Origin of the sequence: Streptomyces sp. NPDC059169 (genome assembly GCF_042755225.1) — a bacterium.
GTDB lineage: Bacteria > Actinomycetota > Actinomycetes > Streptomycetales > Streptomycetaceae > Streptomyces.
Genome location: NZ_JBHZCF010000001.1, coordinates 345425 through 359811, shown reverse-complemented (window position 1 = coordinate 359811; position 14387 = coordinate 345425). Strand labels below are relative to the sequence as shown.

Below are 14387 nucleotides of genomic sequence, written 5' to 3'. Positions count from 1 at the left end.
AGTCACCACATGAGCCTCCGGGCGCGCATCAGCAATCCCGAGCCGCACGGCGGACAGGGCTCGGACAGCCGGCTCGTCGGCGTCTACCGGGCCAAACTCCTTGAGGAGATCGACCTCGCGGAGATGTCCGCGCTCCAGGCGGCCGATCGCCGTGCCCGCCTGGAACGCGTCCTCGGCCACATCATCAGCCGCGAAGGGCCCGTCCTCTCCTCGGTCGAACGGTCGCAGCTCATCCGTCGGGTCGTCGACGAAGCCCTCGGGCTCGGCATCCTGGAGCCCCTGCTCGAAGACGCCTCCATCAGCGAGATCATGGTGAACGGCCCGGACCAGGTCTTCGTCGAGCGCCGCGGGCGGCTGGAGCTCCTGCCGATGCGCTTCAGCTCCGTCGAGCAGCTCATGCAGACGATCGAGCGGATCGTCTCCACCGTCAACCGCCGTGTGGACGAGGCGAATCCGATGGTCGACGCACGGCTCCCCAGCGGGGAGCGCGTCAACGTGATCATTCCACCGCTCTCCCTCAGCGGTCCGATCCTCACCATCCGACGCTTCCCTCGTGCCTTCACCCTTCCCGAGATGATCGAGCTCGGTTCGCTCGACGACCACATGACGATGCTGCTCTCGGGGCTCGTGCGGTCGAAGTTCAACGTGATCGTCTCCGGTGCCACCGGCACGGGGAAGACCACGCTCCTCAACGCGCTGTCCGGACTCATCCCGGAGGGCGAGCGGATCGTCACCATCGAGGACTCCGCGGAACTCCAACTCCAGCAGAGTCACGTGATCACCCTGGAGAGTCGTCCCGCCAACGTCGAGGGCAAGGGACGCATCACCATTCGCGATCTCGTGCGCAACTCCCTGCGCATGCGCCCCGACCGCATCATCGTGGGCGAGGTCCGAGGCGGCGAGACCCTTGACATGCTCCAGGCCATGTCGACGGGCCACGACGGGTCGCTCGCCACCGTCCACGCCAACAGCGCCGAAGACGCGCTGATGCGTCTGCAGACCCTGGCCTCGATGTCGGAGATCGAGATCCCCTTCGTGGCGATCAAGGACCAGATCAACAGCGCCGTGGACGTGATCGTGCAGCTCACCCGGCACGCGGACGGCTCCCGCCGGATCACGGAGATCGCCATCCTCGACTCGCACGGCCGGGAGGAGTACCGGATCGTCACCGTCTGCCGGTTCAACGCACAGCCGATGACCGCGGACGGTCGGGTCCACGGAAGGTTCGAGTACCTGCCGCTGCCACGCAGGGTCGCGGAGCGCCTGTACATGAAGAGCGAACCGATCCCACCCGCCTTCGGCGTCGCCGCATCCGAGGAGCAGCTGACCCTGCGCGGGGCGTTCGCATGACGGACGGGGGACGGCGGACGGCGACGGTCCGCACGGCGGCGGCCCGAGTCCTGCGGACGGGCCGGTCCGCCGGGCCGACGGGGACGGTGGCGACGACCGGGCACCCGTGGACGGGCCGGTCCGCCGGGCCGACAGGTGCGCCCGCGAGGGGCGGGACCGACCGGACACCCGCATGCCTCGGCACCGCCGCAACCGCGGTGCCGGCTCCGCGTGCCGCACGGTGCGCGACGGGGTCCGCACGAGTTCCCGCGGTCCAGGAGCCCGTATCCGCCCACACCACCACGCCCCGACCCACCCCCCGACCAGAAGGTTCCGCCCGTGGATGACCTCCCGCTCCTGACGATCGGCGTCAGCCTCCTCGCCTGCGTCCTCGGTGTCGTCGGCGTGCACGTCTACTCGGCGGGCAGGGCCCAGCACCAGGCGCTCCTCGCGCGCATGTCGCAGACCGGCCAGCCCGCCCTGCCCGCAGGCCGCCGCCACCGCTTCCGGAGCGTGGACCGGCGGCTGCGGAGGACCGGGTTCGGCAAGCGCATCGAGCGCAAGATCGCCGTAACCGGACTCGACGTGACGCCCGGCGAGTACGTCGTCTACGTGATCGGCGCGCTCCTCGCCGTCTACTTCACCGTCGGCGCGGTCTTCGCCCCGTTCTTCGGCCTGCTGGCGGCCCTCATCGGGCTGTGGGGCGCCGACGCCTTCCTCGTCTGGCAGCGCGCCCAACGGACCGAGGCGTTCATCAACCAGCTCCCCGAGTTCACGCGTGTCCTCGCCAACGCCACCCAGGCCGGCCTCGCCATGCGCACCGCGCTCGCCATGGCGGCCGAGGAACTGGACGACCCCGCGGGCGAGGAACTCCTCCGGGTGGCCGACCACCTCGCCATCGGCCACACGCTCGACGACGCCCTCGGGGAACTCGCGGACCGGCTGCCCTCCAGGGAGCTTGTCGTCCTCGTCACCACCCTCGTCCTGTCCAACCGGGCCGGCGGCCAGGTCGTCACCTCCCTCCGCAACCTCACCGAGACCCTCGAACAGCGCAAGGAGACGCGGCGAGAGGTCACGACCCTGCTCTCCCAGGTCAAGGTCACCGCGATCGCCGTGCCGCTCCTCGGGCTCAGCTTCCTCCTCATGATCAACGGTATGCGGCCGGGTGCGCTGGACAAGATGACCGGGTCGGTCGTCGGGCAGCTCGCCGTCGTCGTCGCCTTCGGCATGTACGCCGTCGGCTTCTTCCTCATCCGCCGCATGTCGCGGATCAGAGTCTGAGGCAGGGAAACACACCATGGGACTTCTGCTCGCAGCCGCCTTCGGGCTCGCGGTGTACGGCGTCTTCCACGGCATCCGCATGTACCGGGCCGACGCCAAACTCCCCGGGGACCTCGCCGTAGCGCTCGAAGTCGGCGCCACCCGCACCACGGTCGTCGGCTCCGGCATCGACCGGCTGGGCATGCGGTTCGCCCCGACCGTCCTGTCCGTCATGGGCCCCAAACGCGTCGACGCGCTGCGCCACCGCCTCGACATGGCGGGCAACCCCGGGGGCATGACCGTCGACCGCTACGCAGCACGCCGCGCCGTCTACGGACTGCTCGGCGCCGCCGCCGCGCTCTCGCTCGCCCTGCGCGGCAACCCGGTGATCGCCGTCCTCGCCCTGCTCTTCGGGCTCGTCTGGACCGACGTCATCATCCGCGCGGCCATTCGCAGCCGCCGCGACGACATCGAACGCACTCTGCCCGATTTCCTCGACGTCCTCGCCGTCGTCGTTTCCGCGGGCCTCGGCTTCCGGCAGGCACTGGAGCGGGTCGCCGAGAAGTACGAAGGACCGTGGGCGGACGAACTCCGGATCACCCTGCGGCAGATGGACATGGGCGTGAGCCGGCGCGAGGCCTTCGAGCAACTGCGCAAGCGGAACTCGTCCGAACAGGTGTCGATGTTCGTCACCGCCCTGCAGCAGGGCGAGGAGTTGGGCGCACCGATCGTCGACACCCTGATCCAGATCGCGACCGACATGCGGCGCACCGACGCCCAGAACGCCCGGCGCTCCGCCGCCAGGGCCGTTCCCAAAACCACGCTCGTCGTCACCATGGTCATGCTCCCGGCGACCATGATCCTCATCGTCATGAGCTTCTACTACGGCTCCGGTGTCGACTTCGCCACCATCCTCAACGGCGGCTGACCCCGGCAGAACGACCGGAACAGGAGGTGACCCCATGGCCCCGAGGGAACCGGGCGAGGCGAGGCGCCCCGCCCGCACCCGTGGACTCTCCCGTGCCCGACGTCCGTTGCGGCGGCGCACGGGCAACCGTGAGATCCGCGGCGGACTCGGTGAAGCCCCGCGCCGTACGCTCCCCGGGCCCGCTTCGACCGCCGATCCCCACCCCGTGCCGCCGCTGCCGATCCAGGTCAACGCCCTTCAGGCGCTGTGCCGGCAGGTCTTCGGGTTCCGGATCGCCGTGATCGTCCTGGCCACCCCGTTCGCCCTGAGCCGTACGGCGAACGGTCCCGGCGTCTGGCTCGTGGGCGCCGCCGTCATCGTCACGTTCATGGTGTCGTACGTTCCCCTGCGGGACTGGGAGCGCTTCGGACCCGTCCTGCTGCGCCACCCGACGTTGCTCGCGGTGGACTCCTTCTTCGGCGCACTGCTGCTGGCGGTCGCCACGCCCGAATCGATCCTGGCCTACGTCACGCTCTGCACGCCGCTGCTCGCCGGACTGGTCTACAGCTGGCGCGGTGCGGCGGCGTTCGCCGTGCTCCAGTCACTCATCATCGGGGGAGCCTACGTCGTCAACCCTCAGGTGAACGCGTGCCTGAGCGATCTGCTCCTGCCCGGGCTGTGCGTGATAGCGGGCGCCGTCGGCAGCACCCTGCGCAACCTCATGCTCGGGTTCGGCACCGCGACCCAGGCCCTCACCGACGTCCGGGCCCGCCTCGCCGTCAACGAAGCCGTCCTGGAGGAACGGGCCCGTCTGGCACGCGAGATGCACGACTCCGTCGCGAAAACGCTGCACGGACTGGCGCTGGCCGCCGAAGGCCTCGCGGGCTCGGCCGACCGTATGGATGCGTCCACCCTCAAGCACCAGGCGGAGCTCGTGGCCCGCTCGGCACGCCGGGCCGCCGCCGAGTCGCGGGAGATGCTCTCGGACCTGAGACGGGACGCCGGGCTCGACGGGGGAGTGGATGTGCTGGGCGAACTCCGAGCGCGAACAGTGGACTTCGCACACCGTAGCGGGGTCGCGGCCAGGTTCCGGCGGCTGGGTGAGCTACCGGTGCCCGCCGTGCCGCACGTCGTGGGCCGTCAGGCGCTGACGATTGCCTCGGAGGCCATGGAGAACGCACAACGCCACGCCCAACCCGCGCACCTCGACGTCTCCGCGGGCGTCGTGGGGGACGTCCTGCGCATCAGCGTGTACGACGACGGCAAGGGCTTGCCGCCGGGCCTCACCCTGGACGGCTTGCGACAGACGGGGCACTTCGGACTCGTGGGCATGGTCGAACGCGCCGCGTCGATCGGCGCCCGCATCCGGATCGGGCGGGGACGAGCCTCGTGCGGCACGGAAGTCCGTCTGGAACTCCCGCTCTCGGCCGTCGCGCCGCAACCGCCAGGGAAAGCGCCGTCGTCGGGGCTGCAGTCGCCCGTAGAACCGCAGTCGCCCGTAGAACCGCAGACCGCACCGCTGCTGACCTGATGGGCGGCAGAACCCGACCTGAAGGGAGCAAAACCCGCCCCACCCGCCGCACCGCCAAGTTCCCGACCGACCCCGGACCCCTCGACCCGTCATCCCTCCCCGACCGACTCCGAGAGGAGGCCGCCACCATGCCGGACGACATCGCGCGTACCTTTGGGCGCCACCGGGCCCAGCGCCCCGGGGTGCCCCCGTACACGTCCTCCCGCGCCGCACCACTCAGCTCGGACCGCTCCGCCGAGACGCCGCTCCCGACTCCGAGGGGGTCCGCGGCGACCACCGTCCCCGACCTTCCCGGTTTCCCCGCACCCACGGCTGCCGCTCCGACCGTGCGCGTCGTGGTCGCCGACGACAACCCCGTCGTACGCGCCGGCCTGACCGCGCTGCTCCAGAGCCACCGGGACATCCACGTCGTGGCGGAGGCGGCGGACGGACGACAGGCGTACGAGGCGGCCCTCCGACACCGGCCGGACGTCGTCCTGCTCGACGTGCGGATGCCCGGGGTGGACGGCATCTCCGCGCTGCCCCACCTCGTCCGGCTCGCGCCGGTGCTCATGACGACGTACAGCAGCGAGAGCGAGATCGTCCATGAGGCCCTGCGGCGCGGCGCGGGCGGGTACCTGGTCCACGGTGAGTTCACCGTGGACCAACTGGTATCAGCCGTAAGGGACATCACCCAGGGCCGTGCCTCGTTCACGAGCTCGGCGTCCAGTGTGCTGCTGGCCGGCGTGCGGAACGGAGCCGTGTACGGGCCGGTGGACACCCGGCCGGCCGGAACAGGGCTGTGGCCGTCCGACGGAGAACGGGCGGAGTGGTCACTGCCCGAGTGCCCCGGGACCGTGACGACCCACCCCGCACACCAGTCCACAGCATCTGCAACCGCACACGATAGGCCTGGTGAAGCTTCCTCCGTGCCGTCATCAAGCCCTCAAATTCCCTTAGTTCATGCAGCTGGACCGCCACGCCGATCCAAGCGTAACCCTTCGCTTTCGCAAGCGAATGTGGCACATTCATCTATGGGGTCGGCCAACCCGGGGGCCGCAGGGCTGCTGGCCGAGTTGAGTCAGCGGGAGGTGGAAGTGATGGAGCTGATCGCCTCCGGCATGACCAACCAGCAGATCGCCGCCACCTGCTTCATCAGCCAGAAGACCGTGAAGAACCACATCAACCGCATTTTCGCCAAGCTCGGCGCCGGTAGCCGGGGCGAAGCCATCGCGCTCTGGCACGGCGTGGCACGGGGGAGGGTGGCACACCATGGCTGACTACGTCCGGGATGCCGCGCACGAAAGGGCCCAGTCAGGGGAATGGGCCCCTGATTGGGCCCTGAGGCCCATGCCGACCGGTGCGGTGCGGCCGTACGTTTCCGACGTCACCAGCGGAACCGGCCGCGCAGCAGCCGGAGGCGTGCGTGACACCGAGGACCCGTACGAGCCGGCCGCCACCCGGCCGGCCGGACTTGAAGGGGAACGCCATGTCGAACAGCACTCTGAAGGCCACCGTCACCGCCCCCGCTTACGTCGGCAGCTGGGCGAAGACGACGGTCGAGGCGCTCCGGCGCCGGGGCGACAAGGGGCAGGGCGCGGTCGAGTACGTGGGTGTGATCGTCCTGGTCGCCCTGATCATTGCGGCGTTGGTGGGTTCGGGTGTGGCGGAGACCATCGCGAACGGGCTGACAACGAAGGTCGGCGAGATCCTCGGCGGCTGACGCCTCGCACCCTTGGTGAGAAAGGGCAGGCCGCTCCCATCTACGTCACGGTGGTAGCGGGCCTGCTCTTTCTCGCGCTTGCGTTTTTCGTGGTCGGCCAAGCCGGCGCCCTGCGCAACGGCGCTCAAACAGCGGCCGATGCTGCTGCTCTGGCAGCGGCCAAAGAGTCCAGAGACGTGTTCGAGCCGCTGCTACTTGCCAACGCCGATCCGGTATTTCTCGAGGCGACCTTCAATCGGGGCGCGGTCGGAACCTGGGCTGGTTGCAGTGCGGCTGGGCCCATGGCTCGGCAGAACAACGCTGAGTTGCAAGGGTGCGCCGGACCCGATGGCAGCCGTTGGATCTTCAGTGTTCAGGTGAGGTCTCAGAGGTCTGTGGGTGACACCGTCCTGCCAGGGACCGAGGCGAGGAAGGCCGAAGCCGAGGCGGCGGCAGAAGTTCAATCCCGGTGTCGCTACGAGTCGGTCCCCAAGCCAACGCTCCGGTGTGACCGGATCGTCTGGGAGGTCGGCGACGGTGACCTTCCAGACATGTCGGAACTCTTCAAGGTCCGGCTGGCCGAGAACTGACCGCGAATGAACATAGAGGGAATGAAACACATGAGCATCCGCTACGGAGCGGCGACGTGCAGGCTGGCCGTCGCCCTCGTCACGACAGTGCTGAGCCTGTCGCTCACCGCCTGCGGTGGTGGAGACACCGGGTCGGCGAAGGAGAAGGCCGGCGAATCTGCACCCGCCAAGAAGGACGACCCGAAGCCCAACGATGCGGGCGAGGGGAACGTCGTGCCGGATGCTGGAAAAACCTTGGCGACAATCAACGGCAACAACGGATTTCAGTTCATCATTCGTGGCGCTACCCGCGACCCCGGCGGCTTCCTCACTGTAACAGGGACGCTCAAGAACACGTCGGGGAAGAAGGCCTACGCTCCCGTTGAATGGAATGGCCAGGAGAACAACGTCAGGCGCACCGGACGCTCGCTCGCGGGAACCACGCTGGTCGACAAGACCGAGAAGAAGCGCTACTACGTGCTTCGTGACACAGATGGTTTTCCGCTCACTACAACAGGCATCACAGGTGTGAACTCTGGTTCTGAGGTGGAGTTCTTCGCACAGTTCCCGTCTCCGCCCGACAAGACGACGCAGGTCGACATCCAGATCCCCCTGATGCCCACCGCGACGATTGAGATCTCCTGATGGCCGGCACCACGGTCCACACCAGTACGGCCGCCGTGCCTCGCTACGCGGCAGCGGTCCTCACCGCTGCCGTGCTCATCCTCGGAGTGCAGTTCGTCGTCCCGGGGGACGCACGCGCCGACGATCCGTCCACTCCGCCTGGCATCGAGTCCACGGCGCCACCACCGGAGGTCGATGGGAGCGCCTCAGGACTCAAGCTGCGGGACGGAGCGACCCTGGCGCCCGCCAAGGTTCTCGACATCGTCTCCGTCGTGGAGTCCGAAGGAGGCGAGGAGCGGCGTGAAGAGACCAGTTCCAAAATGAAGTTCGCGCTCCAGGCCGAGGTGCTCTTCGCCAAGGACAGCGCCAAGCTGTCCGGCGCCGCCAATGCGCGCATCGGTGAGATCGCAGCGGAGATCAGGCGGCAGGGAGCCAAGAGGGTCCGGGTCTTCGGCTTCACCGACAACCTTGGTTCGGCGGCGCACGGCGACGTCTTGTCCAAGCAGCGGGCAGACGCCGTGCACGGTGTGCTCTCGCAGCAGCTCGCCAACGACGGCATCACCTACGAGATCCGCGGCTACGGCGAGCAGTTCCCGATCGCCGACAACAACTCCGAGGAAGGCCGCAAGAAGAACCGTCGCGTGGAGGTGACCTTCCCGCGGGCCGAGGACAGCGGTCCGCAAAGCTGACGGGCCCGTCCTGCGGGACCGGTCCCCGAGGTCGGCCGGCTCTCGGGTTCCCGCCTCCCGTCGACGATACGCCGTGACGGCCGAGTCCTCCTCACGGCGTCACGCGCGCTCCTGCCGCCCGCCGCCCTCCGCGGTCGTGCCGTGGCAACGGGCTGTCGCACGGAGTCGCGGTGGTGTGGGCGGTGCGTCCCTGAGGGCCGGTGGGCTCGTCCGTGAGGACGAGCGGCATACCGGCCTGTCGTCCGCAGTGCTCCGGTCACCCCACTCCGTGGGTGACGGGCCGGTCGGCCGTCAGTCGCCGGTCGTACCGTCCACGAGTTCCCGAATCGCATCGATGTGCCCGTTGTGTCGAGCGGTCTCCTCGATCAAGTGGAGCATGATCCACCGCAGGGTGGGTCGCTTGCCGTCCCTGATGGGTCGCTTCGCCGCCGTCTCCAGGTCGGTATCGGCAACCAGTTGCCGATAGCGGGCGCTCTGTGCCTCGTACGCGGCGATCAGTTCCGCCAGCGGGACGTCCACCGCGATGCGCATCTCGCGGTCGGGGTCCTCTTCCGTCCACGGCCCCTCGTCCTCGTGGCCGAGCAGGACCACGTCGAACCAGTAGTACTCCACCCAATGCAGATGGCTGATCAGCCCGCACAGGGTCATCAACGGGGATCCGGGCAGCGGAGCCTCGCGGGCTCCGTCCGGCGAGACGCCTTCGCACTTCGTCAGGGCCGTCGCACGTACGTAGTCGAGGAACGTGGTCAACGAGGCCCGCTCGTCCCAGGTGGGCGGCATGTCAGTTCGTGTCATCGAAGAGATGATCCGCGAAGACCTGATCGACGTCGAGCGAGTATTTCGGGGCCATGGCACCGGTGGACCTGGGGGGCCGCACGGACGGGGCGAGCTGGGGCCCCGTGGTGCGCGGACCCGGGGTGTGTGTTCTCCGCGGGGCCGGTAGCGGTTCCGACCGGTGCGTGCACCCGCGCCCCGCCGCGCGCGGAGCCAGCCTGGTGAGGCAGGAGCACGCGGTGGTGTCGGAACGCCAGGAGGGCGTGCCGGAGCCACGGGACATAATCGTCCGCATGTTCCGCCCGGGTCCCGATCGCCGTTCCGCTGCCCCCCGTCGGCACGGCCTTCCGGCCGCAGCCCCCGCCCTCCTCGGGTACGCGGCCGTCCGGCTGACCGGCATGGCGGTCCTCGCGGTGGTCGCTGCCGCCCAGGGGAAGGACGCACTGCACCGCCTCGACCGCCGTTGGGACGCCGTCTGGTACGTCCGGATCGCCGAGCACGGCTACGGCTTCGACGTGACACTCCCCGACGGCAGCGTCCACTCGGACCTCGCGTTCTTCCCGCTGTTGCCCGCACTGGAGCGACTGGTCTCGCGGGTCCTGCCCGTCGATGCGGCGACGGCGGGGCTGGCGGTGGGGTGGATCGCGGCGTTCGCGGCCGCCTGGGGGATCCACGCGGTCGGTGCGAGGGTCGCGGGCCAGCGGGTGGGCGTGCTGCTCGCGGTGTTGTGGGGGGTGTATCCGACCGCGTTCGTGCAGTCGATGGCCTATACCGAGTCGCTGTTCACCGCGCTGGCCGCCTGGTCGCTGTACGCGGTGCTGACCGGACGCTGGATCGCGGCCGGGTCGCTGTGTGCCCTCGCCGGGCTGACCAGGCCGTCGGCCGCCGCGCTCGTCGCGGCCCTGTGCGTCACGGCGGTGGCGGGGGTCGTCCGCGGTGGCTGGGCGAGCCTGCGGTGGCGCACGGTCGCGGGGGTGCTGCTCGCGCCGCTCGGATGGGTGGGGTACGTCTGTTTCGTCGCCGTGCGCGAAGGGAGTGTCACCGCGTACTTCGACGTCCAGGCGGCCTGGGGCAACAGGGTCGACGGGGGTGTCGCGCTGGCCCTGTTCACCTGGGGACAGCTGACCGGCGGCAGTCCGCTCGCGGGGGTCGGACTGGTCGCCGCGCTCGGTTTGTTGTTCTGGGTGGTGTGGCTCTGTGTGCAGCAGCACCAGCCCCTGCCCGTGTTGGTGTACACGATCGGGATCGTCGTCATCTCGCTGATCGGAGCGGCGTACTTCGGCTCCCGTCCGCGCCTGATCATGCCGGCCTTCCCGCTGCTGCTACCCGCCGCGGCGGCGCTGGCCCGGCTGCCACTGCGGTCGGTGGTGCCGGTCACGGGGGCCCTCGCCGTGGTTTCCGGCGTGTACGGGGCGTTCACGTTGCTCGGCTCGGGGCCGCCCTGAGAGGCGGCGTTCCGCGGGGCGCGCAGGGGGGCGCGCCCGCGGTGCCTGCGGTGAGGTGCGTGGGGTGCCGATGCGGCCGGGGCCGACGTGCTGGTCCTGCTGCCGCACGTCTGCCCGGTGCTCCGTTCGGCGGCGCCGGCCCCGATCTCTGCTCGGCCGTTGGCCCATCCCTGCTAGTGCTCGTGCTTCACCGAGAGCCGCACGCCGGGACGGACCCCCCACGACGCCATGGCCCCCGCTTCGGCCTCCAGGACGTGACGGCTCCTCAGGCGCACCATGCCGAGCCGTCCCGGCCTCATCGTCGTCACGTCGATGACCCGCAACAGCTTGTCCAGGTGGGCCACATCGATCGCGAAGCGCATCCCGAAGGTGTGCACGCTGTTGCACGGGGTCAGCATGATCGCACCGTCGATGCCGTCGCGGCCCAGGAGTCCTCGGGTCCGCGCCCGGTACGACGCCGCTATCAGCAAGTCCACCGCGGTGCCGCGGCCCGGGACCGTCAGCACGCCTGTGCCGTCACGCCATCTACCCATGGGAGTAGACCGTACTGCCGGTGCCGCATGGGGAGTGGAGGGCCGGTGGGACGGGGCCGTAACGCCGCCCACGCAATCGGTGCGGCTCCCTGCGAGATCACCGCCGTGTCCGCCGCACCGTGCCTGGTCGAGCTCCGGGGAAGTGGTTCCGTGGAGCGAACATCCCCGGTGCCGACGGCCGGAAGGACGGACGGGAAGAACGGGGAAGGGCAAGGAGGGACGGGTGACTCCCGAGTGCTGCCCGGCAGCCGTCACCCTGGTGCTGTTCGCGATGCGGCGTGACACTGTGACGGCAGTTTTCCGGGACGTCGCCGTGGAGGACGTGTACGCCATGCTGATCGCCGTCGCCGTCGTGTGGGGCCTCGCCGCCGGGGCGCTGCTGCCGCGCGCCGCGTACCGGTTGTCCGTCGAGCCGGACGAGCCGTGGCGTGATACGTGTCCCGCCGGGCATCCGATCACCGGTCCTGCGCGCGGTTGGCTGGGCCGCGCCCGGTGTGCGGGCTGCGCGGTGCACGTGCTCGCCGCGCCCGTTTCCGCTGGGGGGCCGGCGGAGCGCGGCCACCCGGGGGACGGCGGGGGCGTTCGGTCCGGCGGGGTCGCGAGGAGGCCCGTCCCCTACCGGCCTTCCCCCGTCGTCCCCGCCCTCACCGCCCTCGTCTGCGCGGCGTTCGCGGCAGCCGTCGGGCCGCGGCCGGAGCTGGCCGTGTGGGTCGCGCTCACGCCGGTCGCCCTGCTCCTGGCGCTCGTCGACCGCAACGTGCACCGGTTGCCGGACCGTCTCACACTGCCGCTGGCCGGCGCGGCCGCCGTCCTCCTCGGTGGGGCTGCCCTGGTGCCCGGTGCCGCAGGGTCCTTCTGGACGGCGCTGATGGGCGGCTTGGTCCTGGGCGGCGCCTACGTCGTGCTGTTCGTGGTCAACCCGAACGGCATCGGGTTCGGCGATGTGAAGCTCGCGCTCGCGCTCGGCGTCGCCCTGGGTTGGTACGGCTGGCCGGTGCTGTTCGCCGGGGCCTTCGCCGGATTCGTGCTGGGCGCGGTGTACGGGCTCGGTCTGGTGGCGCTGCGCAAGGCGGGGCGCGGTACGGCGATCCCGTTCGGGCCGTTCATGATCTCGGGGGCGTTCCTCGGTCTCCTGTTCGGCGCGTTGGCGCCGTAAGTCCGCCGGCACCCGTCCTGCGGCTGTCCTCCTGCGGGCGCCGCCGCCCCGGCCCGTCGCCCGGGACCGGGGCGGCCGCAGCATCACACGGTCGTCGTGCCGCGGACCGCCACACGGAGGAGAGCACCCGTCATGCGGGCGGGAGCGCCTCTCCCGCCCTCTAGCATGCCGATGTATGCGGACATTTCCTGGCAATGCGGTGGTTCCGTGTGCGCAGCCGAAGACGACCCCGACTTCCGCCGCCCGGCTCGCCGGCCGTTCCGCCGCACTCCTGCCGTGGGGATGGGCGGCGGTGCTGTTCGTCCTCTACGGCACCGTGGCGGTACGGCGCCACCTGCTCCTGCGCACCACCGGCTACGACCTCGGTATCTTCGAGCAGGCCGTTCGTGCGTACGCCCACTTCCGCGCGCCCGTGGTGCCCTTGCGGGGCGAGGGCTTCAACCTGCTCGGGGACCACTTCCACCCGCTGGTCGCGGTCCTCGCCCCGCTGTACCGGGTGTGGCCCTCGCCGGTCTGCCTCCTGCTCGCCCAGTCCGCGCTGCTCGCCGTCGCGGTCGTCCCGCTGGCCGCCTGGGCCGTCCGTGCGCTGGGTCGCCGCGCCGCACACGTCGTCGCCTTCGGCTACGGGGCGAGCTGGGGCATCGCGTCGGCCGCCGCGTTCGACTTCCACGAGGTGGTGCTCGCGGTGCCGCTGCTGTCCTGCGCCCTCGAAGCACTGGGGAGGCGGCGCTGGCGCCACGCGGTCGCCTGGGCCGCACCGCTGCTGCTCATCAAGGAGGACCTCGGGCTGACGCTCGCCGCGCTCGGTGGGTACGTCGCGTGGAAGGGACCCAGACGGCTGGGGCTCGCGACTGCCGCCGCGGGTCTGATCGGCAGCGCCGTTGAGATCAAGGTGCTGCTGCCCGCCTTCAACCCCGGGGGCGGGTACGCGCACGGCGCCAACCTCGTCGAAGGACACGGCTCGCTGCTCGCCACCCTCGCCTTCGCCCCGCTGGACGCACTCCGCCCCGACGTCAAGGCCATGACCCTCGTCCTGGTCTTCGCGCCGAGTGCGCTCGTCGCACTCCGTTCACCGCTGTCGCTGATCGCCGTGCCGACGCTCGCCTGGCGCATGATGTCGGCCAACGGTTTCCACTGGGGTACCGCCTTTCACTACAGCGCCGTCCTCATGCCGGTCGTGTTCGCCGGGCTCATCGACGCGCTCACCGGCTACCGGCGGTCCGCAGACCCACTCGCGGGCCGGCACGTCCGCGCTTCGCTCGCGATCGTGGTCGCCGTGACGGTGGTGATGCTCCCGGCCTTCCCGCTGGCGCAGTTGGCGCAGCGGGCCACGTGGCGCACGACACCCCACATCGCAGCAGCCCGCACGCTGCTCCGGTTGATCCCGGACGGCACGACGGTGGCGGCGTCCAACCGGCTCGTGCCCCAGCTCACCTCCCGCTGTCAGGTCGTCACCTTCCCCACCTGGCCGGTCGAGGGGGAGCTGTACGAGTACAGCAGGAAGCGGTTGCCCCGGCCGTCCGCCGAGTGGATCATCCACGACCGGCACGCTCCGGAGGCCTGGCCCTACAAGAGCGGACACTGGCCCTATCCGCTGGAACAGCAGCTCGCCGAACTGGACACCGCGAAGCGCTCGTACGGCTACCGGGTCGTCGCCGTGCGCGACGGGATCACCCTGCTGCGGCGTCGGGCCTGAGCGGTCACGCGGGCCCGGCAACCGTCCGCCGTGCCCTGCGTCCGCCGTGCCCTGCGTCCGCCGTGCCCTGCGGGCCGCGGTGCACCGCGACGGGGAGAGCCGGAGCGTGGTCGGGGGGGGAGGGGAGGGAGGGGGGGGGACAGTGGATATAGGAGGGGGGGGAGGGGAGGGGGGGGGGGGGGGAGGAGGTGGG

At 70.5% G+C, this 14387-nt stretch carries 14 protein-coding genes; 12 read left to right on the top strand and 2 right to left on the bottom strand.

Annotated features, from left to right (window positions below; translation table 11 throughout):
- Positions 1-9 precede the first annotated feature (9 nt).
- From ACFXOM_RS01590 to ACFXOM_RS01550, 9 genes are all read left to right on the top strand, one after another.
- Entirely contained in the window at positions 10-1350 is a 1341-nt protein-coding gene (locus tag ACFXOM_RS01590; RefSeq protein ID WP_384932864.1) for a CpaF family protein, read from the top strand.
- A 318-nt stretch (positions 1351-1668) separates the two neighbouring features.
- Positions 1669-2610: a type II secretion system F family protein gene (locus tag ACFXOM_RS01585; RefSeq protein WP_385036721.1), complete on the top strand. Its 942-nt coding sequence runs from the start codon at positions 1669-1671 to the stop codon at positions 2608-2610.
- Between the two features lie 16 nt (positions 2611-2626).
- The gene (locus ACFXOM_RS01580) at positions 2627-3517 is read left to right on the top strand and encodes a DUF5936 domain-containing protein (protein ID WP_384945985.1); all 891 of its coding nucleotides are present in this window, start codon (positions 2627-2629) and stop codon (positions 3515-3517) included.
- Positions 3518-3551: 34 nt separating this feature from the next.
- Positions 3552-5027, top strand: a complete 1476-nt coding sequence (locus ACFXOM_RS01575; RefSeq protein WP_385036719.1) for a sensor histidine kinase — start codon at positions 3552-3554, stop codon at positions 5025-5027.
- Positions 5028-5155: 128 nt separating this feature from the next.
- Positions 5156-6286 (top strand): response regulator, encoded by a 1131-nt coding sequence (locus tag ACFXOM_RS01570; RefSeq protein WP_385036717.1) that lies wholly within the window; start codon positions 5156-5158, stop codon positions 6284-6286.
- A gap of 209 nt (positions 6287-6495) precedes the next feature.
- Positions 6496-6729 (top strand): hypothetical protein, encoded by a 234-nt coding sequence (locus tag ACFXOM_RS01565; protein WP_385036873.1) that lies wholly within the window; start codon positions 6496-6498, stop codon positions 6727-6729.
- A complete protein-coding gene (locus ACFXOM_RS01560) occupies positions 6726-7298 on the top strand; it encodes a pilus assembly protein TadG-related protein (RefSeq protein WP_385036871.1) in 573 nt (190 codons plus the stop codon). The genes ACFXOM_RS01565 and ACFXOM_RS01560 overlap by 4 nt, the downstream gene beginning before the upstream one ends.
- Before the next feature lie 30 nt (positions 7299-7328).
- Positions 7329-7922, top strand: coding sequence for a hypothetical protein (locus ACFXOM_RS01555; RefSeq protein WP_385036716.1), 594 nt, complete (start codon positions 7329-7331; stop codon positions 7920-7922).
- On the top strand, positions 7922-8590 hold the full coding sequence (locus ACFXOM_RS01550; protein ID WP_384932847.1) for an OmpA family protein: 669 nt from the start codon (positions 7922-7924) through the stop codon (positions 8588-8590). Before ACFXOM_RS01555 ends, ACFXOM_RS01550 begins: the two co-directional genes overlap by 1 nt.
- A gap of 291 nt (positions 8591-8881) precedes the next feature.
- Here ACFXOM_RS01550 and ACFXOM_RS01545 read toward each other — a convergent pair whose 3' ends face one another.
- Positions 8882-9385, bottom strand: a complete 504-nt coding sequence (locus ACFXOM_RS01545; RefSeq protein WP_384932844.1) for a DinB family protein — start codon at positions 9383-9385, stop codon at positions 8882-8884.
- A 272-nt stretch (positions 9386-9657) separates the two neighbouring features.
- Between ACFXOM_RS01545 and ACFXOM_RS01540 the strand changes: the two genes are divergently transcribed.
- Positions 9658-10809: a mannosyltransferase family protein gene (locus tag ACFXOM_RS01540; protein ID WP_384932841.1), complete on the top strand. Its 1152-nt coding sequence runs from the start codon at positions 9658-9660 to the stop codon at positions 10807-10809.
- A 173-nt stretch (positions 10810-10982) separates the two neighbouring features.
- Here the strand turns inward: ACFXOM_RS01540 and ACFXOM_RS01535 are convergent, their stop codons facing one another.
- Complete coding sequence (locus ACFXOM_RS01535) at positions 10983-11342, bottom strand: DUF192 domain-containing protein (protein ID WP_384932838.1); 360 nt, start codon at positions 11340-11342, stop codon at positions 10983-10985.
- A gap of 322 nt (positions 11343-11664) precedes the next feature.
- On the opposite strand from ACFXOM_RS01535, the gene ACFXOM_RS01530 reads away from it, so the two are divergent.
- Entirely contained in the window at positions 11665-12498 is an 834-nt protein-coding gene (locus ACFXOM_RS01530; RefSeq protein WP_384933155.1) for a prepilin peptidase, read from the top strand.
- A 175-nt stretch (positions 12499-12673) separates the two neighbouring features.
- A complete protein-coding gene (locus ACFXOM_RS01525; protein ID WP_384932836.1) occupies positions 12674-14194 on the top strand; it encodes a DUF2079 domain-containing protein in 1521 nt (506 codons plus the stop codon).
- Positions 14195-14387: the final 193 nt, after the last annotated feature.

Bases quoted from the DNA above. Each gene is read 5' to 3' on its own strand.
- ACFXOM_RS01570 (WP_385036717.1), top strand. From the start codon at position 5,156: ATGCCGGACGACATCGCGCGTACCTTTGGGCGCCACCGGGCCCAGCGC.
- ACFXOM_RS01525 (WP_384932836.1), top strand. From the start codon at position 12,674: ATGCGGACATTTCCTGGCAATGCGGTGGTTCCGTGTGCGCAGCCGAAG.
- ACFXOM_RS01550 (WP_384932847.1), top strand. From the start codon at position 7,922: ATGGCCGGCACCACGGTCCACACCAGTACGGCCGCCGTGCCTCGCTAC.
- ACFXOM_RS01535 (WP_384932838.1), bottom strand. From the start codon at position 11,342: ATGGGTAGATGGCGTGACGGCACAGGCGTGCTGACGGTCCCGGGCCGC.
- ACFXOM_RS01590 (WP_384932864.1), top strand. From the start codon at position 10: ATGAGCCTCCGGGCGCGCATCAGCAATCCCGAGCCGCACGGCGGACAG.
- ACFXOM_RS01565 (WP_385036873.1), top strand. From the start codon at position 6,496: ATGTCGAACAGCACTCTGAAGGCCACCGTCACCGCCCCCGCTTACGTC.
- ACFXOM_RS01580 (WP_384945985.1), top strand. From the start codon at position 2,627: ATGGGACTTCTGCTCGCAGCCGCCTTCGGGCTCGCGGTGTACGGCGTC.
- ACFXOM_RS01575 (WP_385036719.1), top strand. From the start codon at position 3,552: ATGGCCCCGAGGGAACCGGGCGAGGCGAGGCGCCCCGCCCGCACCCGT.
- ACFXOM_RS01555 (WP_385036716.1), top strand. From the start codon at position 7,329: ATGAGCATCCGCTACGGAGCGGCGACGTGCAGGCTGGCCGTCGCCCTC.
- ACFXOM_RS01545 (WP_384932844.1), bottom strand. From the start codon at position 9,385: ATGACACGAACTGACATGCCGCCCACCTGGGACGAGCGGGCCTCGTTG.
- ACFXOM_RS01540 (WP_384932841.1), top strand. From the start codon at position 9,658: ATGTTCCGCCCGGGTCCCGATCGCCGTTCCGCTGCCCCCCGTCGGCAC.